The sequence below is a fragment of the Collimonas sp. OK242 genome (assembly GCF_900107095.1).
In the GTDB taxonomy this organism is placed as follows: domain Bacteria; phylum Pseudomonadota; class Gammaproteobacteria; order Burkholderiales; family Burkholderiaceae_D; genus Collimonas.
Map to the genome: position 1 here is coordinate 100851 of NZ_FNOR01000016.1, position 25837 is coordinate 126687.

General features: G+C 57.1%; 25 protein-coding genes. 5 read left to right on the forward strand and 20 right to left on the reverse strand.

Annotation, left to right across the window (positions count from 1 at the left end; genetic code table 11):
• The first annotated feature begins 206 nt into the window (after positions 1-206).
• Entirely contained in the window at positions 207-746 is a 540-nt protein-coding gene (locus BLV81_RS17935; protein ID WP_092358762.1) for a rhomboid family intramembrane serine protease, read from the forward strand.
• A 72-nt stretch (positions 747-818) separates the two neighbouring features.
• Here BLV81_RS17935 and BLV81_RS17940 read toward each other — a convergent pair whose 3' ends face one another.
• The 8 genes from BLV81_RS17940 to BLV81_RS17975 all read right to left on the reverse strand — a co-directional run bounded on the left by BLV81_RS17940 (position 819) and on the right by BLV81_RS17975 (position 8077).
• A complete protein-coding gene (locus tag BLV81_RS17940; protein WP_218134292.1) occupies positions 819-3131 on the reverse strand; it encodes a serine hydrolase in 2313 nt (770 codons plus the stop codon).
• Between the two features lie 80 nt (positions 3132-3211).
• Positions 3212-4390: a putative glycoside hydrolase gene (locus BLV81_RS17945; RefSeq protein WP_218134293.1), complete on the reverse strand. Its 1179-nt coding sequence runs from the start codon at positions 4388-4390 to the stop codon at positions 3212-3214.
• Between the two features lie 83 nt (positions 4391-4473).
• Entirely contained in the window at positions 4474-5295 is an 822-nt protein-coding gene (locus tag BLV81_RS17950; protein WP_176992882.1) for a polysaccharide deacetylase family protein, read from the reverse strand.
• 186 nt (positions 5296-5481) lie between these two features.
• The gene (locus BLV81_RS17955; protein WP_092358770.1) at positions 5482-5688 is read right to left on the reverse strand and encodes a cold-shock protein; all 207 of its coding nucleotides are present in this window, start codon (positions 5686-5688) and stop codon (positions 5482-5484) included.
• A 180-nt stretch (positions 5689-5868) separates the two neighbouring features.
• Positions 5869-6405 (reverse strand): flavin reductase family protein, encoded by a 537-nt coding sequence (locus tag BLV81_RS17960; protein WP_092358772.1) that lies wholly within the window; start codon positions 6403-6405, stop codon positions 5869-5871.
• A gap of 28 nt (positions 6406-6433) precedes the next feature.
• Positions 6434-6856: a sll1863 family stress response protein gene (locus BLV81_RS17965; RefSeq protein ID WP_092358774.1), complete on the reverse strand. Its 423-nt coding sequence runs from the start codon at positions 6854-6856 to the stop codon at positions 6434-6436.
• A gap of 31 nt (positions 6857-6887) precedes the next feature.
• Positions 6888-7538: a BON domain-containing protein gene (locus BLV81_RS17970; protein ID WP_092358776.1), complete on the reverse strand. Its 651-nt coding sequence runs from the start codon at positions 7536-7538 to the stop codon at positions 6888-6890.
• Positions 7539-7627: 89 nt separating this feature from the next.
• Positions 7628-8077 (reverse strand): Hsp20/alpha crystallin family protein, encoded by a 450-nt coding sequence (locus BLV81_RS17975; RefSeq protein ID WP_092358778.1) that lies wholly within the window; start codon positions 8075-8077, stop codon positions 7628-7630.
• Positions 8078-8340: 263 nt separating this feature from the next.
• Here BLV81_RS17975 and BLV81_RS17980 point away from each other — a divergent pair, with 263 nt between their 5' ends.
• Positions 8341-8958, forward strand: coding sequence for a hypothetical protein (locus BLV81_RS17980; protein WP_092358780.1), 618 nt, complete (start codon positions 8341-8343; stop codon positions 8956-8958).
• Between the two features lie 32 nt (positions 8959-8990).
• Positions 8991-10802: an adenosylcobalamin-dependent ribonucleoside-diphosphate reductase gene (locus BLV81_RS17985; protein ID WP_255365330.1), complete on the forward strand. Its 1812-nt coding sequence runs from the start codon at positions 8991-8993 to the stop codon at positions 10800-10802.
• A 58-nt stretch (positions 10803-10860) separates the two neighbouring features.
• Here the strand turns inward: BLV81_RS17985 and BLV81_RS17990 are convergent, their stop codons facing one another.
• Positions 10861-11277 carry a hypothetical protein gene (locus tag BLV81_RS17990; protein ID WP_092358782.1) on the reverse strand — a complete coding sequence of 139 codons (417 nt, stop codon included), beginning with the start codon at positions 11275-11277 and terminating at the stop codon, positions 10861-10863.
• 257 nt (positions 11278-11534) lie between these two features.
• The gene (locus BLV81_RS23960; protein ID WP_176992883.1) at positions 11535-11747 is read right to left on the reverse strand and encodes a hypothetical protein; all 213 of its coding nucleotides are present in this window, start codon (positions 11745-11747) and stop codon (positions 11535-11537) included.
• Positions 11748-11834: 87 nt separating this feature from the next.
• Here BLV81_RS23960 and BLV81_RS17995 point away from each other — a divergent pair, with 87 nt between their 5' ends.
• Complete coding sequence (locus BLV81_RS17995; RefSeq protein ID WP_092358783.1) at positions 11835-12485, forward strand: BON domain-containing protein; 651 nt, start codon at positions 11835-11837, stop codon at positions 12483-12485.
• 72 nt (positions 12486-12557) lie between these two features.
• On the opposite strand, the gene BLV81_RS18000 is transcribed toward BLV81_RS17995, so the two are convergent.
• From BLV81_RS18000 to BLV81_RS18010, 3 genes are all read right to left on the reverse strand, one after another.
• The gene (locus BLV81_RS18000) at positions 12558-13406 is read right to left on the reverse strand and encodes a universal stress protein (protein WP_092358785.1); all 849 of its coding nucleotides are present in this window, start codon (positions 13404-13406) and stop codon (positions 12558-12560) included.
• Positions 13407-13585: 179 nt separating this feature from the next.
• Positions 13586-16258, reverse strand: coding sequence for a magnesium-translocating P-type ATPase (mgtA, locus tag BLV81_RS18005; protein ID WP_255365331.1), 2673 nt, complete (start codon positions 16256-16258; stop codon positions 13586-13588).
• A 118-nt stretch (positions 16259-16376) separates the two neighbouring features.
• The gene (locus BLV81_RS18010) at positions 16377-18167 is read right to left on the reverse strand and encodes a PHA/PHB synthase family protein (protein WP_092358789.1); all 1791 of its coding nucleotides are present in this window, start codon (positions 18165-18167) and stop codon (positions 16377-16379) included.
• A gap of 136 nt (positions 18168-18303) precedes the next feature.
• Between BLV81_RS18010 and phbB the strand changes: the two genes are divergently transcribed.
• Positions 18304-19026: an acetoacetyl-CoA reductase gene (gene phbB, locus BLV81_RS18015; RefSeq protein WP_092358791.1), complete on the forward strand. Its 723-nt coding sequence runs from the start codon at positions 18304-18306 to the stop codon at positions 19024-19026.
• Between the two features lie 31 nt (positions 19027-19057).
• Here the strand turns inward: phbB and BLV81_RS18020 are convergent, their stop codons facing one another.
• The 7 genes from BLV81_RS18020 to BLV81_RS23965 all read right to left on the reverse strand — a co-directional run bounded on the left by BLV81_RS18020 (position 19058) and on the right by BLV81_RS23965 (position 25836).
• Positions 19058-20200, reverse strand: coding sequence for an ABC transporter permease (locus BLV81_RS18020; protein WP_092358793.1), 1143 nt, complete (start codon positions 20198-20200; stop codon positions 19058-19060).
• Positions 20197-21684 carry an efflux transporter outer membrane subunit gene (locus BLV81_RS18025; RefSeq protein WP_092358795.1) on the reverse strand — a complete coding sequence of 496 codons (1488 nt, stop codon included), beginning with the start codon at positions 21682-21684 and terminating at the stop codon, positions 20197-20199. Before BLV81_RS18025 ends, BLV81_RS18020 begins: the two co-directional genes overlap by 4 nt.
• Positions 21684-22769 carry an HlyD family secretion protein gene (locus tag BLV81_RS18030; protein WP_092358797.1) on the reverse strand — a complete coding sequence of 362 codons (1086 nt, stop codon included), beginning with the start codon at positions 22767-22769 and terminating at the stop codon, positions 21684-21686. Before BLV81_RS18030 ends, BLV81_RS18025 begins: the two co-directional genes overlap by 1 nt.
• On the reverse strand, positions 22766-23482 hold the full coding sequence (locus tag BLV81_RS18035) for an ABC transporter ATP-binding protein (protein WP_255365336.1): 717 nt from the start codon (positions 23480-23482) through the stop codon (positions 22766-22768). The genes BLV81_RS18030 and BLV81_RS18035 overlap by 4 nt, the downstream gene beginning before the upstream one ends.
• A 208-nt stretch (positions 23483-23690) precedes the next feature.
• A complete protein-coding gene (locus BLV81_RS18040) occupies positions 23691-24680 on the reverse strand; it encodes a zinc-dependent alcohol dehydrogenase family protein (protein WP_092358835.1) in 990 nt (329 codons plus the stop codon).
• 54 nt (positions 24681-24734) lie between these two features.
• Positions 24735-25571: a universal stress protein gene (locus BLV81_RS18045; RefSeq protein ID WP_092358799.1), complete on the reverse strand. Its 837-nt coding sequence runs from the start codon at positions 25569-25571 to the stop codon at positions 24735-24737.
• A gap of 100 nt (positions 25572-25671) precedes the next feature.
• Positions 25672-25836, reverse strand: coding sequence for a hypothetical protein (locus BLV81_RS23965; protein WP_176992884.1), 165 nt, complete (start codon positions 25834-25836; stop codon positions 25672-25674).
• Position 25837 lies beyond the last annotated feature (1 nt).

Genomic DNA, 25837 nt, shown 5'->3' on the forward strand with positions numbered 1-25837 from the left:
CAAATCTTGATGTATATCAGTTTCTCTGCTGCAGAACGATTTAGCATCGAACGGTCCTTTGGCAATCGCGGCCGCACTCCAAAATTAGTTGATAACAGGCCCTTGCCGGACAGTATTAAAGTTGAGACCGATTGGCCACGACGCAAATGAGGTAAACAGTGCATACCAGACCATCCGCCATACAAATTCTCATCTTCGCCAATGCCATGGGGTTCTTGATGGAACTCTCGGGTAGCGACGTGCTTGTCGGCGAACTGGCGCTGTGGCCGTTACATGCGGGTTTCATGCCATGGCAACTCGTCACCTATGCATTTTTGCATGCCGACATCCTGCATCTGATGCTGAACATGTTTGGCCTGTGGATGTTTGGCCGAGAGTTGGAGCAGTTGCTAGGGCGACGCGCTATCTTCATGCTCTATTTCTGCAGTGTTCTGTCTGCGGGCGGAATGCAGTTGCTCGTTACCATGCTCAGCAGCAGTATTTATCCGACGATAGGCGCGTCAGGCGGGGTATTTGGAGTCCTGCTTGCATATGGGATGTATTTCCCGAAACGGATCATTATCTTGCTATTCCCTCCCATACCACTGCCGGCATGGCTGTTTGTGACGCTGTATGCGGGCGTCGAGCTGGTCTTCGGGGTAACCGGAACACAGGCGGGAGTCGCTCATTTTGCCCATCTTGGCGGCATGATAGGGGCATATTTCATGGTTCGACGCTGGCGTCATCATTCCCGCTACCGCGAATGAAAAATTAAAGGCGCATGGGCCAAAGCCCGGTACTACGAAATGCGGAGCCAGATCAGCCCGGTAGCGACGACTTCAGAATGCCGGGACAGTGGCGTCATCCGGATAGAGCAGATAGCGGGCTCGCATCAGCAAGAATTCTGCAATTCCAGCCTGCGATAGGGTAGCCAGTTGTTGTTTATCGGCGCCGGCGCGAATGGCGTCCAGCAGCTTTGCCGAGCCTATCATCGCCACAGTCTGGTCGAGCTGGAACTGCTGCGGGTACAGACGCCACAAGGCCGAAGCCAGCAAGATTCCCAGGTACGGCGCTGCGGCCGAAGGTTTGTCAACCGGCTTTATTTTGACACCGTGACATAGCAAGCCACGATATCGATCCTCGGTCGGCACAAAATCCACCGCCTCGAAACGCCACTCATCCGTAGCATCGCCGAGTTCCGATGCAAGCTGCTGGCCATTTATCCAGGGGGCACCAATCAGCTGGAACGGTGTCGGCGTGCCGCGTCCGACACTGACATTGGCTCCTTCCACCAAAGATACGCCGGGATAGAGTGCAAGTTGATCCATGCTGCGGAGATTGGGTGACAAGCGTATCCATGGCAGGCCGCTTTGCTTGAACGTCGTCTGGCGGGCGTAGGCTTGCATCGGCACAATCCGCAAATCGGCGCCGATGTGCATTTCCGCATTAAACAGGCGCCCTAGCTCGCCTATGGTCATTCCGTGCTGGACCGGCAAAGGGAAAAAGCCGGTGAAGGAAAGACGTCCGGGATCGAGCATGGGGCCTGCCACCACATCTGCCCCCAAGGGATTGGGCCGATCCAGCAACAGCACCGGGATGCCTTGTTGCGCCGCGGCTTCAAGCACGTAGCCAAGCGATGTTTCAAAAGTGAAAAATCGTACGCCGGCATCCTGCACGTCCCATACCAGCAGATCCAGTCCTGCCAGCATCGACGGCGTCGGCCGTTTTACCGTTCCATACAGGCTGTGCACCGGCAGACGGGTGGCGGGATCCATGCCGGATGAGAATTCCTGGTTCTGGCGGCCATACAGACCATGTTCGAGCGCGAACAGGGCTGCCAGATGCACGCCTGGCGCCTGCTGCAGGATTTCTATCGTGCTTCTTCCGTTGTGGTCGATGCCGCTCTGGTTGGTGATCAGGCCGATGCGTTGCCCCGCCAATTGTGAGAAGCCGTCTGCTTCCAGCACGTCGATGCCGCTCCTGGTTGAGCCGTTGGCGATCAGCGGACTTGCGAATTGCCCCAGTATGGGAGCCAGCTGCGGAGCGATGCGGGCAATATCGGCGACAGCGCTGTCTGAACTCACGCTGGAGACGACCGCCAATATTTGCTCACGCAGAGCTGCGGCATCTCCCAGTCCGTCAGGATGGACCCGATTGCTGAGGATGATCACGAAGCGTTGCGTCACCGGATCTATCCACAAGCCGGTGCCGGTGAATCCAGTGTGCCACAGCATGCCGATCGGCGGCAGCTGATCGCGATTCGCGCTCAAAGGTCGGTCTAGCGCCCAGCCGAGGCCGCGCAACGGAGCGGCATCGGGCGGACTGTCAGGCAGCAGCAAACGCGCGACCGTGGCGCGGCGCAGGATGCGTACGTCGCCGAGTGCTCCGCCATTCAATATCATGCGGGCAAATCGCGCCAGGTCTGCAGCGCTGCTGAACAAGCCGGCATGCCCGGCAATCCCTCCCATCCGGGCTGCGCTGGGATCATGCACCTGGCCGCGCAACATGTGTTGGAGATTGCCTTGGGTAGGCGCAACGCGTTCCAGTACGGATATTTGCGGTGAAAATGCAGTGTCGTGCATGCCGAGCGGCGCAAATATATATTTCTCGCAATACCGGTCCAGGGTCATATGCGATGTTCGTTCTATCAGTACGCCCAGCACCTCGAAATTGATGTCGCTATAGATGACGCGCTGACCAGGCAGAGCGAGCGGCGACAGGGCGACGATACGTTGCATGGCAGCCTGCTTGCCTTGCCAATCATCGGAAAGATTGAGATCCGGCGCCAAGCCCGATGTGTGACTTAACAACTCCCTGACGGTGATATATGCTTTGCCGTGCGCGCCGAACGCCGGCCAATATCGCGCAACCGGGGCGTCCAAGTCGATACGGCCCTGTTCAGCGAGCTGCAGTATCGCCGTGGTGGTGGCAACCACCTTGGTCAGCGAGGCCAGGTCGAATATCGTATCGTCGCTCATTATTTCTACATCCGGTACTGTCGCCCGATTGCCGAAATGTTGCTGATAGAGGATGCGCGACCGATTGCCGATGACGATCACCGCTCCGGGGATATTTTTGTTTGCAATCTGCAGCTCGGCGATCTGCGCGATGGAAGTGCGGGCGGCATCCGTTATCTCAGATGTCCCTGTCATTTCTGCACGAGCGACGCTGCACGACAACAGCAATGCCAGCATCTGGCATGAAAGTGTGGTTGCGATAGCCGGTAGCCGTCTCATGGCAGCAAGCCGGCATCGGTATATTCGTTACGCGGATTCCACAGCATCCAGCCATCGGCGCCAGCTGCTTCCGCCGCGTCGATTTGGGCGCGGATTTCTTTGGCGCCGAATGGGCGGCGGTCGAAGGCATAGTCGCGGAAGGCCTGCAGCCACGGCCGGAAGCGGATTGCGGGCACGCCGGTGCGTCGTATTGCGTATTGCAATGTGCGAAGGACGATCTGCTTGGTATCTGCGAGCGGATTGGGGCACCCTGGAATGCCAAAGGAAAATCCCGACGGATACAGCATTGGCGAGATATAGTCCAACACCGGAGCGAGGGCTTCCAGTTGCTGGCCGATGTCGGTATCGTCAGCATTCCAGCAAACATAGCCGAAGATATCGGCAGCGACAAATACATTGTAGCCGGCAAGTCTTTTCTTGGCCGCTTGCAGGAAGCCGGTGACGGCGGCAACGCGGTTCTTTGCGGTATTTTGTTGCGAGAATTGCAGTCCTTTGGCATCGGGAAAGCGCACATAATCAAACTGAATTTCATCGAACCCCATTTGCGCCGCCTCAGCCGCAATGTCGAGGTTGTATTGCCAGACCGCCGGCGTGAACGGGTCAACCCAAGCAAGCGATTCCCGGTCATGCCATGGTTGCCCATGCTCGTCCCGCACCGCGAATTCCGGATGAGCAAGCGCTAAAGGATTGTCCTTGAATACGACAATGCGCGCGATCAGATAGATACCCTTGACGTGCAGCTGCGCCAGCAATGCCGGCATGTCAGGTGTGGTGATGACTTTCTGCGCCCCGATTTCATGCGCCAGCGCGATATTGCTTGGAAAAGGAATCAAGCCGCGATCGCCCTTGACGTCGATGACCAATGCATTCAGCTGGGTCTTGCTGATCAGCTCCAGCGCATTCTCGCGTAGTGTTTTATCGCCAATTCCATAAACCGATAAATACAAGGCCTTCGGTCTAAAGGGGGTTAATGCTATCGTGTTTTTTTCGTCGATGCCATTGGCGTTGGAGTAGGTGCTTCTCAGATAACCCGGGGCACGCACGCTGGCCGATCCAGGTGCGGCGGCGATCTGAAAGTGGCCTTTCTCATCCGTCTTGATTTCTTCGCCGGCGACTCTCACAACGGCGCCTGCTATCGGAGCCTGGGTTTTCGCATCCACCACGATGCCTTCCATGGCATGCGCCAAACCGGCGCCGGCATAAATGAGGATAAGGAGCCAGTAAGATAATATGCACAAGATGCGGGAAATGGGGCGGCTCATCGTGTTCCTAGTTTACCAGGCAAAGCGGTTTCCGCAGCGGTGCTGCCGGCCAGGAGAATGCGTTCGAGCTGATGCGTGCCGCCGTCGTCCACCATCAGGAAACGGGGCAGGGAAAATAATTCGTCGCCCGGCATGACTGGCCTGGGCGACAACGTGAATGCTGCAGCGTATCCGGTTTCTTGCGCGACCGCAGCAAGTTCCTCGTTATAAATGCCAAAGGGCCAGGCCAGCATCGACACCGGCGCCTTGAGTTCAGATTGCAGCCGTTGCCGTGACTGGGACAGTTGCCAACGCACGAAATCATGATATGCCTGGGCAGACAGTTTCGCTTTTTCATGGTTGAAATTCGGATGCCAATAGCTATGGGACTGGATATCGAAGCATCCGCTTTGCTGCAGTGCCTGCAGTTGAGCCCAAGTCATCGCATACGGCGCGTTGGAAATCGCCGACGGGTAAATGAATGCTGTCATGTGGATTCCGCGCTGGCGGACCAGCGGCAGCATGATGTCAAACACCGAACGATGACCGTCATCCGCGCAGAGGGAAACGGTCTTTTTTGGCAACGATGTGATTCCCTGCTGCAGGGATTGCACCAGCTGGTCCAGCGGCATAATTGCGTATCCGCGGGAATCCAGCAGATTCAGGTGCGCTTCGAAAACCGGTGTGCGTATTGTCATGCTGTCGGCGACGCTTGACCCAAGCCGATGATAGAGCAGGATCGGGATCCCGTGCTTTGGGGCCGGAACACCCATTCCAGGCAATGAAAGCATGCCGAGCGAACCCGCGGCAATCTGTTTCAAGCAGGTGCGACGCAACATGATGTGCTCCCGCAAGGAATATGACGTCGCGGCAGGCATGATTCCTGACATGCAAAATCAGACAGGTAGATTCCTCGTCCAAGAAAAATCGCGTCTATCCACGCAGATTGCGAGCCCGGAAGAAATGGTTCCCTGTATCTTGCCGAATCCAGGATTGCACCTGCACCTCTGTTCTGCAGCCAACGGCTACTGCGCTTCCTGGATATTGGAAGCTTGCTTGCCTTTCGGCCCCTGCGTTATTTCAAACCGGACTTTCTGTCCTTCCTTCAACGTTTTAAATCCGTTCATCTGGATGGCGGAGAAATGGGCGAATAAATCTTCGCCGCCGTCGTCCGGAGTGATGAAGCCGAATCCTTTGGAATCGTTGAACCACTTGACTGTACCTGTAGCCATAATGCACCTTTAAAAAAAAATGCGCTAATTGCAAAAAATAGGATGCTGGGAAACAGCAAATTTTCATTTCAAGTTGAACAATCTCATATCAGCGGCCATTCTGGAATTTTCTGCATTCGTCGAGGTTGATGTACATCAAATCCGTGCCACAAATCACGCCGCTTGTGCATGACCATGTGTTCATTTCATCTTTGACGGGAATTTGACGGCTTCGCCAGCTATCATGAAATTGCCATGTCCTCGATGGTGCAGTGTTTGCGGATTGCTGCACTTGGAGACTATCCAGGCTTTGACAACTTCCAGTATGAAAAAATTATAGCGATTCACCAAACGCATATCGACTGCCCGGCATTCAAGGCTGGCGTAGCATTGGGCGATCAGAGGCGCATCAACCATAGACGCCGGCATCGGCATCAGGCCGAAAGCCGCAAATTTATCCAGCGCGCGGCCGGAGACGTTACCGCATTGCACTACCTGCGCGGCGATTTCCCGGGTCGGAATATTGAGCACGCATTGACGCGTGGAGCGCAGGGCGGTAAAGCTGAAATTACGCGCGCTGACGACGCAACCCAGCAGGGGCGGCTCGAAGTCCATCATGGTGTGCCACGACATCGTCATGACGTTGTTTTTGCCTTGATGGGCAGTACTGAGAAGCACAACCGGGCCTGGTTCCAGCAAGCTATACACCTTGCCCAGTGGCATTGACCGCTTGCGCATTGTGCTTCCGGCACAAAAACGGGAACTGTCAGCCGGCAGCATCATGGATCGATTTCTTCAATTTTTCTATGGACGCGCTGAATGACAGTTTGAACTCTTGCCAGCCGCTCTCGCTGGCGCCCTTTACCTGTTGCCATTTGTCTTCGAGATTTTTGAGGTCCACCTGGAAGCCTTGTATTTTCCGTTCGAGATCGGTTTTCAGTTCAGCGCCAGAGTGGTCAGCCTTGACCTTCAAGGCATCAATCTCGCTGCGCAGCTGATCCAGTTCCTGGCGTGTCGTTTTCAAATATTCATTGCGTTCGACCTGGAACGGGCCGCCCGGTTTTTCATTGGCGGATGGCGCATCCTGTTGTTGCGTCGATTTAGTCCTGGGCAGATTCCATTCGTTTCTGTCGCAGCCGGCAATCAGCAGAATGCCAATCACCAGTGCCGCCGATGGCCATTTGATCATTTCGAGCTCCCCGTGATAACTGAATGGGCAATCATTCGACTTGCAGCCGGTCCACGACGGCGACAATTCCCGGCGCACTCCACGCCGCACCCTTCGCGGCATCGCGTTCGGCAATCGAGTGCACTGTGCCGGTCAGCGTGGCGATGTTGCCGGAGATCGTCACTTCGATCCGATGCGCTTCCCGCTGTGCCTGACGCTGCAAGGCCCCCGAGATCTTCCGGCGGACGTCCTCGGGTGCGGCCCGCGGTCTGACTTCAATCTGGTTGGTTACGCCGGTAACGCCATGCAGGGGCGCCACCACTTGTTTGGCCAGCAATTTCTGATATGGCCAATCGACCTCGCCCGAGAGAGTGACCCAGCCGTCTTCGACTGTTACGCCGAGATTGGCTTCCAGCAGGCCGGCATGCCAGATAAACCCGGATCTGGCGGCCGCTGTGATTTCGGAGTCAGTCCGTTTACTGTCGTTGGGCAGGGAAACTGTAATATCGACCAGCGTCCCCTTGACCCCTCTCACGCGCTGCGCAGCCTGCTCGGCGGCTTGCTTGTCGATAAAACTCTCGACATGCCCGCTGAGCGTCACAATCCCATCCTTGACGTCGACCCCGATCCGCGTTTCCTTGACGGCCGGTTCCCATGCCAATTCTTCCATCACATCTTGTCGCAGCTGCGCGTCGTCCTGCATTGCGTGCTCCCGGTAGCGCTCATTGACACTTCATGCGAAATGCCAATATGCCGTTGTCATATCTGTAATCTGCTGGTCAAGGAAAGGACTCAACTCACCGTCAATTGCTTGGCGCTGGCACGTGCCTTCTTAGGCAGCGACAAGTCCAACACGCCATCTTGATATTTGGCGACTGCGTTGGCTTCATCGATCTCATGTGCCAAGGTGAAGCTGCGGAACAGGCGTCCGAAATAGCGTTCGCTGCGGACTACCGTTTCGCCCTCTTTTTGTTCGCTTTCCTGTCTGGTTTCCGCGGTAATCGACACCTGGTTGCCGTCGATGTCGATCTTGATATCTTCTTTCTTCATGCCGGGAATTTCGGCCTTGACCGTGTAGGCCTGGTCGGTTTCCGTTACATCCATCTTCATGCTTGGCCGCACTTCCAGTTCACGGAGGCTCGGGGCGAGCCGGAAATCGCGTAAGAGATCTTCGAAGCCGCGCAGCGGCTCGAAGTGTGCAATGTCGTTAAACGGGGCAAAACGCATCAGATTATTAGCCATGATTGTTCTCGCATTTCATCGGTCATATTTGGAAAATGCCAGGGCGAACAACATCGATCAGCCGTTGCGGCCTCTGGGCCCAAGTACTGCTAACACGGTATCCAGCATAGGTTGATGAATATTTTCTTTCAATGATCTATATCAAATAGGGCCGCGATTGGCAGCCGCAAAACTTGACATGCCACGGCGTTTCACCCACTACTGGTATATGCAACGGTAATGCAGCCGGTGCCGTACGCGTAGCTTCTCGAATTGGAAATTTCATGGACCAGAAAATCAGGGATCTGCTTGGCCAGATAACCTTGCTTGAAGATAAACTACGGACTCTGCTGCAGGAAAAGGAATCCAAGCTTTTTTATCAGGTCAACGGGAAACGGGTGGAATTCACCGGAGCTATCCGCGCCTCTCATCGGCGCCTGAAGATAAACGTGTTTCGCTGGATTGCCAGGGACCGGCCGCAAAATGTTTTCATGGCGCCGATTATCTACAGCGTGATCTTGCCGCTGTTGTTCCTTGATCTGTGCATCACGATCTACCAGGCAACCTGCTTCCCGGTTTACCGGATAGCGAAGGTGCGGCGCGCCGGCTATATTGTTATCGACCGGCAACATCTGGAATATCTGAATGTATTTGAACGCTTCCATTGCACTTACTGCGCCTACGCCAACGGCTTGCTAGCCTATTCCTGCGAAATTGCCGCACGCACAGAACAGTATTTTTGTCCTATCAAGCATGCGCGCAAGATATTGGGGTCTCATGCGCGGTACGCCCGTTTTCTGGATTATGGCGACGCTGACGACTATCACGCCGAGCTTGAGGCGTTCCGCACTTCGCTGGCCGGCGAGGATAAGCAAAATGGCGAATCGGGATCGCGAAACTGACGGCGCCTTTGTTGCCGATTGAGTGGGGGGGGATGATGCAAAGCGCGATTTTCACGGAACCGATCTCGACTTATGTCTGGAACACCAGGTATCGCCTGTCAGAAGGCGCCGTCTCGCGCGAACCGGATATGCGTGAAACCTGGTCACGCGTTGCCTTGGCGTTGAGCAAGCCAGAATTGTTCCACCGTGACGAATGGCGTGTGGGTTTCGAGGCTGCGCTGGCCGCATTCCGATTCATTCCCGGCGGCCGCATCCTGGCAGGTGCGGGAACGCAGCGTCGCGTGACTTTGTTCAACTGCTTTGTAATGGGAACTATTCATGATTCCGTGGATGCTATCTTTTCGGCGCTGGGCGAGTCGATGGTGACGATGGCGGAAGGCGGCGGCATCGGCTGCGACTTTTCCACCTTGCGGCCGGCGCGTATGGCGGCGGGCGGTTCGGGGAATGCCGCGCCCGGGCCGGTGTCCTTCATGCGCCTATGGGACCGGGCATGCGCAACATTGACTTCAAGCGGCATCCGCGGCGGGGCGATGATGGCGACCCTGCGCTGTGATCATCCGGATATTGAACGATTTGTCGAGGCCAAGTGCCATGAGCGCGGCTTACAGCATTTCAATTTGTCGGTATTGATCAGCGACGAGTTCATGCGCGCAGTCGATGAGGACGCGCCCTGGGCGCTGGTATTCCCGCTTGCCGGTCATCCGATACCGCCCGGCGGGCGCGTCTGCCAGCGTGTCTGGTCCGGCGGCAGCGAGGCGGAACCGTGCCTGGTCATGAAGACTGTCGGCGCACGCGATCTTTGGAAAAAGCTGCTGAGGGCGGCATTTGCCTGCGGTGACCCGGGTGTGATTTTCATCGACCGCGTGCAACAAGCCGATAACCTTTGGTATGCCGGGCAGATCAGCGCTACCAATCCCTGCGGCGAGGTGCCAATGCCGGCGCACGGTGCTTGCAATTTAGGTTCAATCAATCTGACGCAGTTTGTGCGCGATCCGTTCGGCCGACATCCGCATCTGGATCTGCACGGGATTGCCGATGTCGCCAGGATTGCCGTGAGAATGCTGGATAACGTGATTGACGTATCGCACTTCCCGCTGGCGGCGCAGGCCAGGAACGCAAGGGTAAACCGTCGCATCGGCCTGGGAATTACCGGATTGGCTGACATGTTTGCCATGCTGGGCGTGCGGTACGGAGCGGAATCGTCGCTGGAAATCGCGGAAACTGTGATGCAGACAATTTGTTATTCCGCCTATCGCACATCAATTGCGCTGGCCGAGGAGCGCGGCGTGTTTCCTGCGTATCGTGCCAAGGATTACCTGAGCGGGATTTTCATTGCGGCGCTGCCGCGCGATATCCTGCAAACGCTTCAGCGGCACGGTATCCGCAACAGTCATCTGACGGCGATTGCTCCTGCAGGCTCGATCAGCCTCCTGGCCAATAACGTCTCCAGCGGCATAGAGCCGATCTACGCATGCCAGGCAGAGCGAACAGTCAGGATGCCGAATGGCAGCTACACCACGTTCGCCGTGCACGACTATGCGTGGTCTCTTTTTCGAAAAATCCACGGAGACAGCGCAGCGCTGCCCGCGTATTTTGTCGAAGCCCACGATGTGGATGCATTAGCACAGCTGAAGTTGCAGGCCCGCTTGCAGAACTACGTCGATCAATCGATTTCCAAGACCATCAATTTCCCGGCCAATGCAACATTCGATCACTGTGAAAACGTATTCACGCAAGCCTATAGGCTTGGCTTGAAAGGCTGTACTTCATTCTGCGACGATCCGTCGGGAAAAACCGTTTTGTCGGCATCCTGCAAGAGTCCAGCCAGCCAGGCGTGTGCGTAACCGGGATTGTTTTGATCGATTTAATGAAACCATGGAGCACCTTGCAGATCAGCCGATGTTATCGATCTCGTTTGTCGAGCCAATATTGAATGCGTGCCTTGGGATTTTCCAGCAATTTCTGGCATAAGTCACCGTACTGCAGGGTGAGTCGCGACCAGCCCTCTTTTTTAATGACGCCCGCGAACTGTTTCAGAGACGAATCGATGTCAGCTTCGATTTTCGGAATTTCTTCTTTTTGCGGGCGCAGTGCAACCAGCAATTCCAGAGAATAATTTTTCGACGTGACAGCCGCTGCTTCGATATCTTTACGATTTCCCTCTTTTGCACTTAATGCATCAAATTGATAGTAAACGGTGCAATGGACCAGGTCGTCGGAAAGGTGTGCCTTGACCCGCTCCGCATCGTAGGCTGCGGAATAATTCGGTGTCAACGTCAGGGCGGCGAGTAACGAGCCAAGCAACAGATTTCCGCGCATTGTTAACCTCCCGATATATCCAATTTTATAGAAGCACCTTGTCTGAACGGCCACGCTCATAATCGCCCCGATATGGAAATCTTGCTTTGCGATGCGGCATCGTCATCGCCGGTGATTCCGGATCGAGAGAATAGGGGAGAGTATGTGGAAGACCTGTTTATAGACATAAACTGATGTTATGCAATTTAAACAAGCCGACGTTGATTTCAATCAAATAACTGCGCAATTTAAGGCATTGAAAAATTGACTTGATATTATTAAATGAGTTCTTCAGAGGTAAATGTCGGTGGGCCAACAGGGATGTCCAAGTCAATCTGTCGATTGCCGATGCCGATGCCGATGCCGATGCCGATGCCGATGCCGATGCCAATGCACAAGCTTTGATTTGCATCAAGTACCAGGTTTTTAGAGCACCTAATATGGACATGACACTGTTCGGCCGATAGCGGGCCATCCATCATCGCTGCCATCCGGCTGCGAGCATGCGGTGGTATTGAATGCGGAGGCAGAGCGGTTGTGAGGATGCCAATTTTAGAAACCGATAATGGAGAGATGAAATGAAAAGCGATCGCCAGTTGAAACAGGACGTCATGGATGAGCTGGAGTGGGATCCAGCCGTAAAGGACACCGAGATCGGGGTTGAGATCAAGGACGGCGTGGTGACCTTGGTTGGCCATTTGAGCAGCTATGCCGAAAAATATGCCGCCGAACATGCCGCTCTGCGCGTGGTCGGCGTCAAGGGCGTGGCAGTGGAGATCGACGTGCACTTGCCTGGGACCAGCGAACGCAGCGATGCCGACGTCGTGCGGGCCGCAGAGTTTGCATTGGAGTGGAATGTGCTGGTGCCGAAAAACACGGTCAAGGTCATGGTGGAAGATGGCTGGGTAACGCTTTCCGGCGAGGTGGAGCGGGGCTATCAGCGCAGCGCTGCGGAAAGCGCAATCCGCAACCTGATGGGCGTCACAGGAATCAGCAACCAGATCGCGGTAAAGCCGAGCGTATTGCCCTCTGACGTCAAGGTCAAGATCGAAGCCGCATTGCAACGGCGGGCTCACATCGAGACGCAGCGTCTGACGGTCATCGTCAATGGCGATCAGGTTACCCTGACAGGGCCGGTGCGTTCCTGGTCGGAACGTTACGCGGCATTGCAGGCGGCGGCAGCGGCGTCCGGTGTGGCGCGGGTCGTCGACAAGATGGTGATTGCCTGAGTTCTCGCAAATGGCGAACGACCAGCTTGCCTGTCATTGTTGACAGGCAAGCTGTGTTTTAGCTGTGTTCTATTAATGCGACATAAAGACCGGAACGGTCATCGAAGCCAGGACCGTGCGTGTCACGCCGCCCAATATGACTTCGCGGAAGCGGGTGTGGCCGTAGCCGCCCATCACGATCAAATCGGCGCCGAAATCGGTCGCGCGGGATAGCAGCGCGTTGCCTACATCAATGTCGCCGGCCATTTTTTGTTTCGATACTTCAACCTTCACACCATGACGCGCAAGGTAAAGGGCAATATCCGCGCCCGGCTGCTGGCCGTGGGCAGAAAGCGGCTCTCCGGTGTCGAACACCAATACCTGGACCAGGTCCGCCTGCTGCAGCAGTGGAATCGAGGCGGTGACCGCCCGCGTGGCCTCCATGCTGGCGTCCCAGGCGACTAGCACTCTCTTGCCCACATGAGTAAACTTGCCGGCATAGGGAATGATCAGCAGCGGTCGTCCCGCATTCATCAGCACGTATTCGGGGAAATCAGCGCGCATCACAATGGAGAAATCGGCTGGATTGATTTGCCCGATCACCACCAGGTCGCTGTAGCGTGCCTGCAGGCTGAGGCCAGCTCCGGCATCGTCGTCGATCAGACGCTTTTCAAATGATTTGACATCCATTTTCCAAACCGTTGCCTCGAATTCCGTCAGCAGGCTGGCTGCGTGTTCGCGCAACTCGCTGAGCGCCGGACCGAGCAACGCCAGGTTGCTCTCGCCGATTGCTCCCGGCATGAAGAACTGCGGGGTGACGCCGGTTACCGCAGCGCCGATCAGGTGCGCATCATATTTTTGCGCAAGGGTGGCCGCAATTCTTATCTGCTCGTGGGCGCGCCTCGCTTCATCCACATGCACGAGTATGGTTTTATATTCCATGTGATTCTCCTTCGGTTGGTCAACGCAGAAGATCTGCTTTGAATACCGTCGACCGCTGGGTGGTCTCGTAGCCGGTGCGGCATGACGGGTTCACAGGGCACAGCATATTTCGCCGGCGGAGCAAGGCGTTGATGTATGTCAAAAAACATTGAATCCGCCAGCACTGGCGCCAAGGACGGTTAGTTCAAACCGAAACGCCGTATCACCCAGGATTTGAGCAATTGCGTCGCCAACAAATAGCCGCCCAATATGCCCAATAGCGCTAGCCAATAGCCGTGCGGCATCGTTGTCAGGCCGAGTGCGCCGGCCAGCGGCGACCACGGCAGCCACAGCCCCAGCATGCAAATCGAGACGGTGGTCGCCAGTAGCGGCAAACTGGGCCGGCTTTGGATGAACGGGATTTTGGCGGTACGAATGACATGCACAATCAGCGTCTGCGACAGCAGCGATTCGACGAACCAGCCAGTCTGGAACATCCGGGGATTCTGCGCCGCACCAAAACCGTACCAGAGGATGCCGAATGTCAGGTAGTCGAACAGGGAGCTGACCGGTCCCAGGACCAGCATGAAGCGGCCGATGCTGACGATGTCCCATCGGCGCGGCTGTTTCATGTATTCCTCGTCGACGTGATCGGTGGCAACCGTGGTCTGGGAAAAGTCGTATAAGAGGTTGTTCAACAGGATTTGCACCGGCGCCATCGGCAGGAACGGCAGGAAGCTGCTGGCGCCGAGCACGCTCAGCATGTTGCCGAAATTGGAGCTGGCGCTCATCTTGATGTATTTGATGATGTTGCCGAACACCTTGCGGCCTTCAAGGACGCCGTCTTTCAAGGTGATCAGACTTTTCTTCAATAAGATGATGTCGGCGGACTCCTTGGCGATGTCAACCGCACTGTCGACTGAAATGCCGACATCGGCGGCTTTCAGGGCCGGACCGTCGTTGATGCCGTCGCCCAGGTAGCCGACCACGTGGCCTCTGCCTTGCAACAGGTGGATGACGCGGGCCTTTTGCTGCGGCGCCAGCTTGGCGAAGATCACGGTGGATTCGGCCTTGACGGCAAGCTCCTCGTCGGACATCGCATCCATTTGCCCGCCGAGCAGGATTTGGTCCACGGCCAATCCGACATGGCGCCCGACATTGCAGGTCACGGCGGCGTTGTCGCCGGTGAGCACCTTGACGGCGATTCCACGCTTGTTCAATGCCTTGATGGCTTCGGCCGCACTGTCCTTGGGCGGATCGAGAAAGGCGATATAGCCGACCAGGACCAGATCGGCCTCGTCGGCAACGCCGAAGGCGATTTCGCCGGCTGGCAGTTCCCGATAGGCGACGGCGATCACCCTGAAACCATCGCTGTTGAGATCTTGCACCGTTTTCCCCAATGCCGCGCCATGATGCTCTTCCAGCGAGATCGCTTGCCCCGCTTGATCGGCTCTGGTGCAAACGCTCAGGATTTCTTCCACGGCGCCCTTGCAGATCAGGATGCGCGAGCCGTCCCTTTTTTCGACGATGACGGACATGCGGCGCCGCTGGAAATCGAATGGGATTTCGTCGACTTTCGTGAACTCCGTATCGGCCTGGATCTTTTCGTGTATGTCGACATATTTCAGTATCGCCACGTCCAGCAGGTTCTTCAGGCCGGTCTGGTGATAGCTGTTCAGGTAAGCGTATTCCGTCACTTTTTGCGAGTCGTTGCCGAAGATGTCAATGTGCTTTTCCAGGATGACCAGGTCTTGTGTCAACGTTCCGGTCTTGTCGGTGCATAGTATGTCCATCGCGCCGAAATTCTGGATTGCGTTCAGGCGCTTGACGATCACTTTTTTTCTCGACATTGCCAAGGCGCCTTTGGCCAGGTTGATCGTCACTATCATCGGCAGCATTTCGGGCGCCAATCCGACCGCCACCGCGACGGCGAACAGCAGGGCTTCCAGCCAATTTCCCTTGGTAAAACCGTTGACCAAGAAGACCAGCGGCACCATGATCAGCATGAAGCGCATGATCAGCCAGATGAATTTGTTGATGCCGCGATCGAAACTGGTCAATGCCCGCTGGCCGGCGATATCGGTAGCGACGTGACCGAAGCAAGTCTGGCCGCCGGTGATCGCCACTACCGCGGTGGCGGTGCCGCTGAGGACATTGGTACCCATCAGGGCGACATTGCCGAGATCCGTGGCGACACCTGCATGAGAGGGAATGGCCTGGCTGAATTTCTCGACCGGCAAGGACTCCCCGGTGAGGGATGCCTGGCTGACAAAGAAGTCCTTGCTGGCCAGGATGCGTACATCTGCCGGCACGATGTCGCCAACCGACAGGAAGATGATGTCGCCTGGGACAATCTGAGAAAGCGCTATGTCGCGCCTGAGGGGAGCGTGCGCCGGCACGGGTTTCGGAGCAGATCCTGGGACCAAGCCTTGCTTCGGCACGTCGCGCCTCAAGACTGTGACCTTGGTCGCAACCAGGGAGCGCAGGCTTTGAGCCGCCTTGTCCGAGCGATATTCCTGTATGAACGACAAGAGCGAGGAGAGCACCACCATGACGGCGATGACCAGCGCGCCCCAGCTTTCACCGGTGAAGAAATTGACGACCGCCAGCGCCAGCAGCATGAGCGACAAGGGGCTGGCAAGCAGGCCGAGGAATCGCAGGAAAGCGCCTTTCCGCACTTCATGCGCCACCAGATTGGGCCCGTATTGCGCCAATCGCCGGCGCGCCTCGCCGTCAAGCAAGCCGTCTGCGGACGATTGCAGGTGTTTCAGTAGAGCATCGTGATCCAGCGCCGCAATCTGGAACAAGGTATCGCTGGCGCTTTGAGCCGGTGACGGGGTGCCGTGAGAGCCATTCGAGCTGAATAGCGGCATTCCTTTTACTATCCTCTGAAGCAACGAAGGGCTTTCCATATTCTCCATCTCTGCACCCTTAGTAATCTGCTGCTGCGCTCATCCGGAAGTGTATGGATTACGTCTTCGCCATTCATCGTCAAGGTTGCAATACGTAGAGCCCGGGCGCATCCAATTGTCGTTGGTCGAGGATGGGGGGACGGATTTTTTCCCCGGCATGGGCTGCCAGCCAGGCTTCCCAGGCGGGCCACCAGGAACCCTCATGTTGCGGGGCTTCCTGCTGCCAGCTGTCGGCGTCCACATAAGCACCGTCGCCAGCACGAACCGCCATCTGGTAACTGCGGTGCGGGTGGCCCGGCGGTGAAACAACGCCGGCATTGTGGCCGCCGGAGGTCAGTAGGAAGGTTATTTCGGTGTCGCTAAGCAGATGTATCTTGTATACCGACCGCCACGGCGCCACGTGGTCGGTCAGCGTGCCGACCGCAAATACCGGGACATGGATGTCGGTCAGGGCAATTGGCCGGCCATTCGTGCGATAGCGTCCTTCGGCGAGGTCGTTTTGCAGGAACAACTGGCGCAGGTATTCGCTGTGCATGCGATAGGGCAAGCGGGTAGCATCGGCGTTCCAGGCCATCAGGTCGCTCTTGGTCTCGGGGATTCCGAGCAAATACTGGTTCAGGCGGCGCGACCAGATCAGGTCGTTCGAACGTAGCAGCTGGAATGCGCCAGCCATCTGCTTGCCATCCAGATAACCCCGGTTCCACATCGAGGCTTCCAGGAAGCTGATCTGGCTTTCGTCAATGAATAATGACAGTTCGCCCGGTTCCTTGAAGTCGGTTTGCGTTGCGAACAAGCTCATGCTTGCCAGGCGTCGATCGTCGTCGCGCGCCATGGTGGCGGCGGCAATGGCCAGCAGGGTGCCGCCCAGGCAATAGCCGACGGCATTGACCTGGTTTGCTCCTGTGCAGCGGGTAACGGCATCGATTGCCGCCATGACTCCCAGCTTGCGATAGTCCTCCATCCCAAGGTTGCGGTCCGCTGCAACCGGATTTTTCCAGGAAATCATGAATACCGTATGGCCTTTGTCGACCAGATACTTGACCAGCGAATTCTGCGGCGACAAGTCGAGGATGTAGTACTTCATGATCCAGGCCGGCACGAATAATACCGGGATGGCGTGAACGCTGCCGGTGGCAGGCGCATATTGGATCAATTCGATCAATTCGTTTTGGAACACGATCTTGCCTGGCGTGATAGCCACCGTTTCGCCTGCCTTGAACGGCTGGTCGGCAATTTTCCCGCTGGCGGCCTGCGCGATGTCTTTTAGCGCCATTTCAGCGCCGCGCAGCAGATTCAGGCCGCCGCTGCGCAAGGTTTCCTGTTGGACTACCGGATTGGTCGACAGGAAATTCGACGGCGCCAGCATATCCAGCAACTGGCGCACCGTAAATGTCATCACCTCCTCGTGATGCCGGGACACGCCATGTATGCCGGTCGTCGCCCGATGCCACCATTGCTGGTTCAACAAGAACCCTTGGGCTAGCAGATTGAAAGGCCAGCGTTCCCATGCCGCATCGGAAAAACGCCGGTCCTGTGGCAATGGCTCGATGCAGTGCTCGGCTTCCGCCTGGTTGGGCAGGCCTGCATTCAAGGCGTAAAGATCCCAGCGCCAGAAATTCTTCCATGCATTTTGTAGCAGAAGCTCTTGTTTGGCCGGAGACAACTCCAGGTGCGCCAGCCAGTCGAAATAGGCATTGGCAAGGGCCGCAGGCGACAGGTTTCCGGTGAGCTTGGCCAGTTCTGCGTTGGCGATCAGATCGAGCTGGGCCAAGGGCGGGCATTGTTCTTCCGGCCCTTTCGGCAAATGGCCCAGCCAAGCGCTTCCCAGGCGTTCTTTGCTGACGGGTTTCGAACGCAGCTTGCTATCCATGGTTTGCTTCCCTAAGAATGATTGCGATCAGCATAGCAATGCTTCGGCAGAAATATTTGATCCAAATCAATTCGGCTGGAGAGACATGCAACTAGACTGATTGCACCTTCCAACCCAAAACCAGCAAGGACATGATATGAAGCGCGTCGCCATTGTCACCGGAGGTACCCGCGGCCTGGGGAAAGCCATTTCGATTGCGCTGCATGAGCAAGGTTATCGCGTCGCAGCCGTGTATCATTCTAACGCTGACTCGGCACAGGCGTTCCGGGAAGCGACCGCTATCGATATCTATCAGTGGGATGTCAGCGATCCAGAGGCATGTCAGGCGGGCATCGCCCAAGTTCAAGGCGAGCTGGGCCAGGTCGATATTCTGGTCAACAATGCCGGCGTCACCAGCGACGCTGTCCTGCACAAGATGACGGTGCAGCAATGGTCGAATGTGATCCAGACCAATCTGGGATCCATGTTCAACATGTGCCATGGCGTGATTTCCGGCATGCGTGAGCGCGCCTTCGGACGCATAGTCAACATCAGCTCCGTGAATGCCCAGAAAGGCCAGTTCGGGCAAGCCAATTATGCCGCAGCCAAGGCAGGAATCCTTGGCTTCACCAAGTCTCTGGCGCTGGAAAGCGCACATAAGAACATCACGGTAAACGCCGTCGCCCCAGGTTATTGCGATACGGACATGGTTGCCAAGGTTCCGAAGGAAACGCTGCAGGCTATCATTGCCGGTATCCCGGTAGGGCGTCTGGGCAAGCCGGAAGATATCGCTCGCATGGTGGCGTTCCTGGTCCATGAAGACGCCGGATTCATCACCGGGGCGACGTTTTCAATCAACGGCGGACAACATATGGAATAGGCGAGGGACGCGCAAAGCCTGTTGCTCCGAATTAACCCCTGAAAATATCAAAAGGCTCGATCCTCAGAACTTTGCGCACGCCGAAATAGCTGGAGATGCCGGCGATCAGCAGCACCATCCCGAACGCCAGTTCCAGATTCCAGAAAGTGATCATCGCTGCATAGTTCGGAATCCTGGTGCGCGCGATCGAAATCACCAGCGTCACCAAGCCGATGCCTAAGCCGTAACCCGTCAATGAAGTAAACGTGGCCATGAACAGTATCATGTAGATCAGCTCGCGTCCTTTTGCCCCGATCGCCTTCAATGCGCCGAATTTGTCGACATTTTCCAGCACGAAGGTATAAAACGTCTGGCCAGAGATCGACAATCCGACGATGAAGCTGATCGCGGTCATCAGCAGGATATTGGTGCCGATGCCGGTCTGATAGGTGTAATAGTCGGTGATGTGCGTGTTGAACTCGCTCTTGGTCATGGCGCGATAGCCTAGCTTGGCCACCTGCCGCTTGATGCCGGGGATCGCTGCGTCATTCTTTGCCTGCGCCAGCACGTAGGAGATGGTGAAGCGGGTGGAAGGGATGTACTGGATGGCGCGGCGATACGTTGTGTACAGTGTCGGCACGCCGTTCAGGCCGTTGGCGTTGACTTTGGCAATCCCAACGATCACGCCACGATGGTCATTCAGTTCAAACGACGTACCGATCTGCGGATTTTCCAGCTTGGGGAACTCAACGTCATCGACAACTATGAAGGAGTTATCCGCATAGATATCCAGGATATTGCCTTTTTCAAGCGCCGGCCGGCCAAACAGGCTCGTGTCATCCAGGCCGACGATAGAGACGGATTGATTGGTGCCGTTGCTGAGCTTAAGCTGTGCGCCGCCGATAAACAGCGGTACGGCATAGCTCACGCCATCAATGCTGCGCACCGCATCCAGCAGATAATCCGGCATGGGAATGGAACCGGTCGGCGTATTGACAGCCGGATCCATGATCCAGATGTCGGCACCGATATTGGTGACGGTCGAATAGGCGCGGTTCAGAATGCCGGAAAAGATCGCGGTCATCTGCACCATCAGAAACACGGCGAAGGTAATCCCGATCAGCAATGCGGAGAATTTGGCCTTGTCGTTGACCAGCAACTTGAAACCGATGCGCAGGATTCCGCTGTGCTTCATAATGCCTTCCCTTCTTGGCTGCTATCCGGCGCGTTGCGCCAACCGCCGCCGAGGGCGACGAACAATGCCACGGTGTCTTGCTGGCGCAGGGCGACTGCCTGCAGATAGCTGATGGTTGCTTGCTGATACTGGACGTCCGCTGCCAGCACGTCCAGATAAGCGGCCAGCCCGGCGCGATAGCTAACCTGTAATAGATGCAATGCTTCGCCGGCGGCACGTTGCGACTCAGCCTGGGCCTCCAACGCCTCGGCGTCGTGCTGCAACGCTTTGAGGGAATCTGCAACCTGTGCAAATGCGGAAAGCACAACCTGCCGGTAAGTGGCCAGCGAGGCCTGGTAAGCGTCGATGGCAGCCTTGCGGCCGAACCACAGGCTGCCGCCTCGAAACAGCGGGATCGACAGCGCCGGGCCGATACTCCAGAACTTGCCGCTTGCCGCCGACAAATTGCCGAAACTGCTGCCCGCTACCCCGTAGCTGCCGTTCAAGCTGAAACTGGGAAACATGGCTGCGGTGGCGACACCGATATTGGCGCTGGCCACGTGCAGCTGCGCCTCCGCCGATAGGATGTCAGGCCGTTGCCGTACCAGGTCGGATGGCAGGCTTAGCGGCAAGTCCGCCGGCAATGCGAGCTGGTTCAGATCGACGTCGGGCAAACTGGCCTGGGATGGCATGCGGCCTTGCAGGATCGCCAGCAAATGCTCAGCCTGGTCCATCCTTTGCCTCAAGGGCGCGAGGGCGGCGCGATTGGCCGCAATCAGGCTTTGCAGGCCCAATACGCTCGAATAGGCAGAAGTGCCAGCGCGAAACTGAGCCTTGGTGGCGTCCAGTTGCTGGTTCTCCATCTCGATGAGCTGCTCCGTGGCGCGCACCTGCGCCGCATAGCCGGCGCGGGCGATGGTGGTATTGACGACATTGGCAGACAAGGTCAGGTAAGCCGCCTGGCCGGCATAGCGCTGATTGTCTGCTTGCGCCCGCAGGCCTTCGACCGTGCGGCGCTGGCCGCCAAACACGTCCAGTGCATAGCTGATGCTGCCGCTTAAGGTGACCACATTGAAGATCGACCCCGATGACTGCAAGCCATTCGTCACCGGTGCGTTGCGTTCACGGACGGCGTCCAAGCCGGCGCTGATCTGCGGGAAGAACACGCCATAGCCGGCCCGCAGGTTGTCCTGACTCTGGCGCAAGGTCGCCTGGGATGCTTCCAGGGTCGGATTGTTGGCGATAGCCTGGCTGACCATGGTATCGAGTTGCGCCGAGTTGAACATGCGCCACCAGTCGGCGGGGACTGCGGCGCCAGGAATGACGTGCTGCACATTGCCGTCGGCCGCCATGGCGGCCGGCATCGGTTCACGGGTATAGCGATCGACCTCAGGCGGAGCAGGGCGGACAAAATCCGGCCCTACCGTGCAGGCTGCCAGCGCCAGTGCGGCCAGCAGAGCGGCGCATGTGCGCAGCTGGCTGTATAAGTGTGCATTGATACACATCATTTCTGTCCAATATAGACGTCCACTTGCTGTCCCGGATAGACCATGTCGAGGCCTTTTTTCGGAAAGCGGAAAATGACGGGCAAGACACGCAGGTCGACTTTTTCCTGGCGCTGATTGGACAGTTCGATCTTGGGTGATACATACGGCTGGACACGTACGAATTCCAGCGGCACCTTGAGATCGGTGCCGCGGATCGACATCTGCGCCCGTATATGCGCGGCGGCCGGCAAGCGCGCAACCAGGATTTCGTCGATATAGCAACGCACCGCAAGATAGTCTTGCGGCGTCCCCATGATGAGCAGCGGATTATTGCCCTGGGTATAGCTGTCATAGCTGCCTAGCGCCGATACGTAACTGCCTGGCGCGGCATTGACGGTAAGAACGACGCCATCGGCTTGCGCCTTGATCACATATTTTTGCAACAAGGCACTTGCCGCCAGGTAGGCCTGGTTTGCCGCCTCATACTGTTTCTGCTGGTTGGCGACGTCATAACTCCAGCTGCCAGCCTTGGTCAACGCGTATTGCCGGTTCGCTACCTCAAGGCTGGTTGCCGCCTGACCGACTGCATCCATGGCTGTATCGACGACATCCTTGCTGACCGATTTCGGGTCCATCTCAAAGGCGGCGCGGCGTTTGTCATATTGGTCGCGCGCGGCTTTCAGGTTAGCCTGGGCCTGGTCCACTTGGGCTTTGGTAATCGCCAGCGTTTCCCTGCGCGGCTGAGCCTTCAGTTCTTGCAGCAGGCTCAACGCCGCTTCAGACTGCAGGCGCAGCTGCTCGGTGCTGGCCTTCTGTACGGTAGCGTCGATGGCCAGCAGCGGGGTGCCGGCAGAGACCTGTTGTCCCTCGTGCACCAGCACCTGGCTGACCGCCCCGGCAACCTCAGGGAAGATATTGATGTTCTGGCCGGCAATCTGGCTGCTCTCGATGATGCCATTGGAATAGATGGCGCTCTCGTAAGGGCTGCTGACCGGTTTGAACAGCGGCGTCTGAGCCGGATGCTGAATGCCCAGGATATAAGCGCTTAACAGGCCGATGATGATGCCGCCTAGCGCCAATCCAAAGATGATCTTGTTTCTCATTCCGTTCCCTTGTCCAGGCCGGTGATGCGACCGTCTTCCATGTGGATGATGCGGTCTGCGTATTCGTTGATGCGTGCATCGTGTGTGACGATGACGATGCAACGGTTCTGATTGAGTATTTTTTCCTTGATGAAGGCAATGATCATCCTACCGGTGTCGCCGTCCAGCGAAGCGGTAGGCTCATCCAGGATCAGTATTTCGGGAGAACCGATGATTGCCCGCGCGATCGCCACGCGCTGTTGCTCCCCGCCCGACAGCTTGACCGGAAGTATCTCGCTGCGTCCCGTCAGGCCGACAATGTCGACGTACTTCTTCGCTTCGGCAATCGATTCATTCCAGTTGCGCTGCCTCAGGATCAGCGGGATGGCGATATTTTCCGCCGTTGTCAATCGCGGAAACAGATGGTAGTCCTGGAATACGAAGCCGACCTTGGTGAGGCGGAAATCTGCCAGGCGGTCGTTATTAAATTCCCAGATATCGGCGCCATCGACCGTCACTTTGCCGGCATTGGGGCGCAGGATGCCTGAAATAATGCTCAGCAATGTGGTCTTGCCGCTGCCCGACGGGCCGACCACGAACAGGATTTCACCGAAATAGGCGACAAAGTCCACATTATTGACAGCAGTCATCCTGGCGTCGCCTTCGCCAAACCATTTGGTCAGGCCGGTGGCAACGATGGCTTCTTTTTGACTGGCATGGCGCTGGGTATCCACTTTTTTATGCAATTCTCTGGCGTATCTGTTGTGAATCGGCCGCTGCAAACGTGCGGCATTCATGCCGCCTGTCGAAGCAGCGATACCGGTATGCGGCTGTGATCTGTCTGTAGTGTAAGGATTCGGTTCATGGATCGGTTGATCCAGATCAAGGCGCACCGCTTCATCCAGGAAAAACAAGCCTGGTCTGGAAGGTTTGCTGGACAGCTTAGTCGGAATTCAGCAGCACTGCGGCGCCGTCGAAGCTGCCGTCGCGCAATGCGGAAAGTGCCTGGTTGGCATCCTGCATGGCAAACGGAACCGGCGTGGTCTGCACATCGAACTGTTGCGCCAGCCGAAAAAACTCTTCGCCATCGGCGCGCGTCAGGTTGGCAACCGAGCGCACGCTTCGTTCCCCCCATAGCAGCGAATAGGGAAATTGCGGAATATCGCTCATGTGAATGCCCGCGCAGACCACGGTGGCGCCTTTCCTTGTGGCGGAAAGCGCCTGCGGCACCAAGGCGCCGGCCGGGGCGAAAATAATCGCAGCATCGAGCGCCGCCGGCGCTGCGGCATCGGCAGCGCCGGCCCAGGCCGCCCCCAGTGAACGGGCAAACTGCTGCGAGCGGACATCCCCTGGCCGGGTAAACGCAAAAATTTCCTTCCCTTGATGACGCGCCAGCTGGGCAATGATATGGGCGGCGGCGCCAAAACCATATAAGCCAATGCGATTGGCGTCGCCGGCCATCTTGTAGGCGCGGTATCCAATCAGGCCTGCGCATAGCAAGGGCGCTGCATGCGCATCGTCATAGCGGTCCGGCAAGTGGAAGCCGTAGCGGGCATCGGCCACCATGTATTCGGCATAGCCGCCATCCTGGTCATAGCCGGTGAAGAGCGCGGCATCGCACAGATTTTCCCGTTGCACGCGGCAAAACGAACAGCCGCCGCAGCTGTGGCCGAGCCACGGCACGCCGATCCGGTCGCCAACCCGGAAGCCTTGCGCCTGGCTCCCCAGAGCGACGACGATGCCGACTACTTCGTGACCGGGGATGAGCGGCAATTTATGCGGCGCCAGCTCGCCGTCAACGATATGCAGGTCGGTGCGGCAAACCCCGCACGCAAGAACCTTGATCAGCACCTGATGGGTGGCGGCAGATGGCATGGGGACGCGCTGCGCCGCCAGCGGCCGGCGCGCCTGTTCCAGCACCATCGCGAGCATGGTTGGCGCGCCGGCTCTGCTTGGCGTGACAACCATGTCCGCTTCCCGGCTATTTTAGTGCGACATCAGCACCGGAATCGTCATCGATTTCAAAACGGTACGGGTCGCTCCGCCGAGCAGCGTTTCGCGGAAACGCGAGTGCCCGTAGCAACCCATCACCAGCAAGTCGGAGTTCAAATTTTTGGCCAGCGACAACAGGGCGTCGCCGACATCGGATCTGATTGCTTCCTGCTTGACTTCGACTTTGATGTCATGCCGTGCCAGGTACAAGGAAATGTCGGCGCCAGGCAATTGACCGTGGGCGTCCGGGTCCGCAGACGGATTGAATACCGCCACTTCGACTATCTCCGCCTGTCGCAGCAGGGGAATCGCGTCGTGTACGGCACGCCTGGCTTCCATGCTGCCGTTCCAGGCAATCAGTACCCGCCGCACAGGCTGCGCGCGGGCGCCTGCGTACGGCACAAGCAGCACCGGGCAACCGGAATTGATGACTACGTATGGCGCAATGTCGGCATTGACGGTCGCCGGGTCGCTGGGATCGCTTTGGCCCAGCACCAGCAGGTCGCTATATGCCCCTTGCAAGCCGAGGCCTGCGCCCACATCGTCATCCACCAGTCGATTTTCAAATGACAAGACGCCGACCTGGCGCGCAATCTTGTCGAATTTCTCCAGCGCGGTACCGGCGCGCCTGCGCAGGGTATCCAGTAACGGCGCCATAGCGGGATCGTTGCGGTTCACCGTCACAGTCTCCTGCAGGAATTGCGATACTCCTGTAATGGCGATGCCGATCAGGTGGGCATTCTCCGCCACGGCGATCTGCGCGGCGGTTTCGATGCGCTTGTCGACATTCCGGGATTCATCCACGTGCACTGCAATGGTTCTGTAAGACATATCGATGCTCCTGTTTTTTCGTTGGCGGAAATTCAGTTCCTGAATCGACGGTTTCTCATTCTGTTCTCAACGTATTCCCTGGCAGGCCCGGCGTCAAGAATCAAAGTCGCTGCAGGAGGCGATATTTGCGCGGAATTTGTTCCATATCAATAAACCCCGATTCAGCGGCTTTTTTTGCCTGCCGAATCAGCCAATATAGGGTTTTCAGCTGGGCGCCAGCACAGGTAAGCATCGCCAGATTGCTTGCAACCTTGCTGCGTAACATC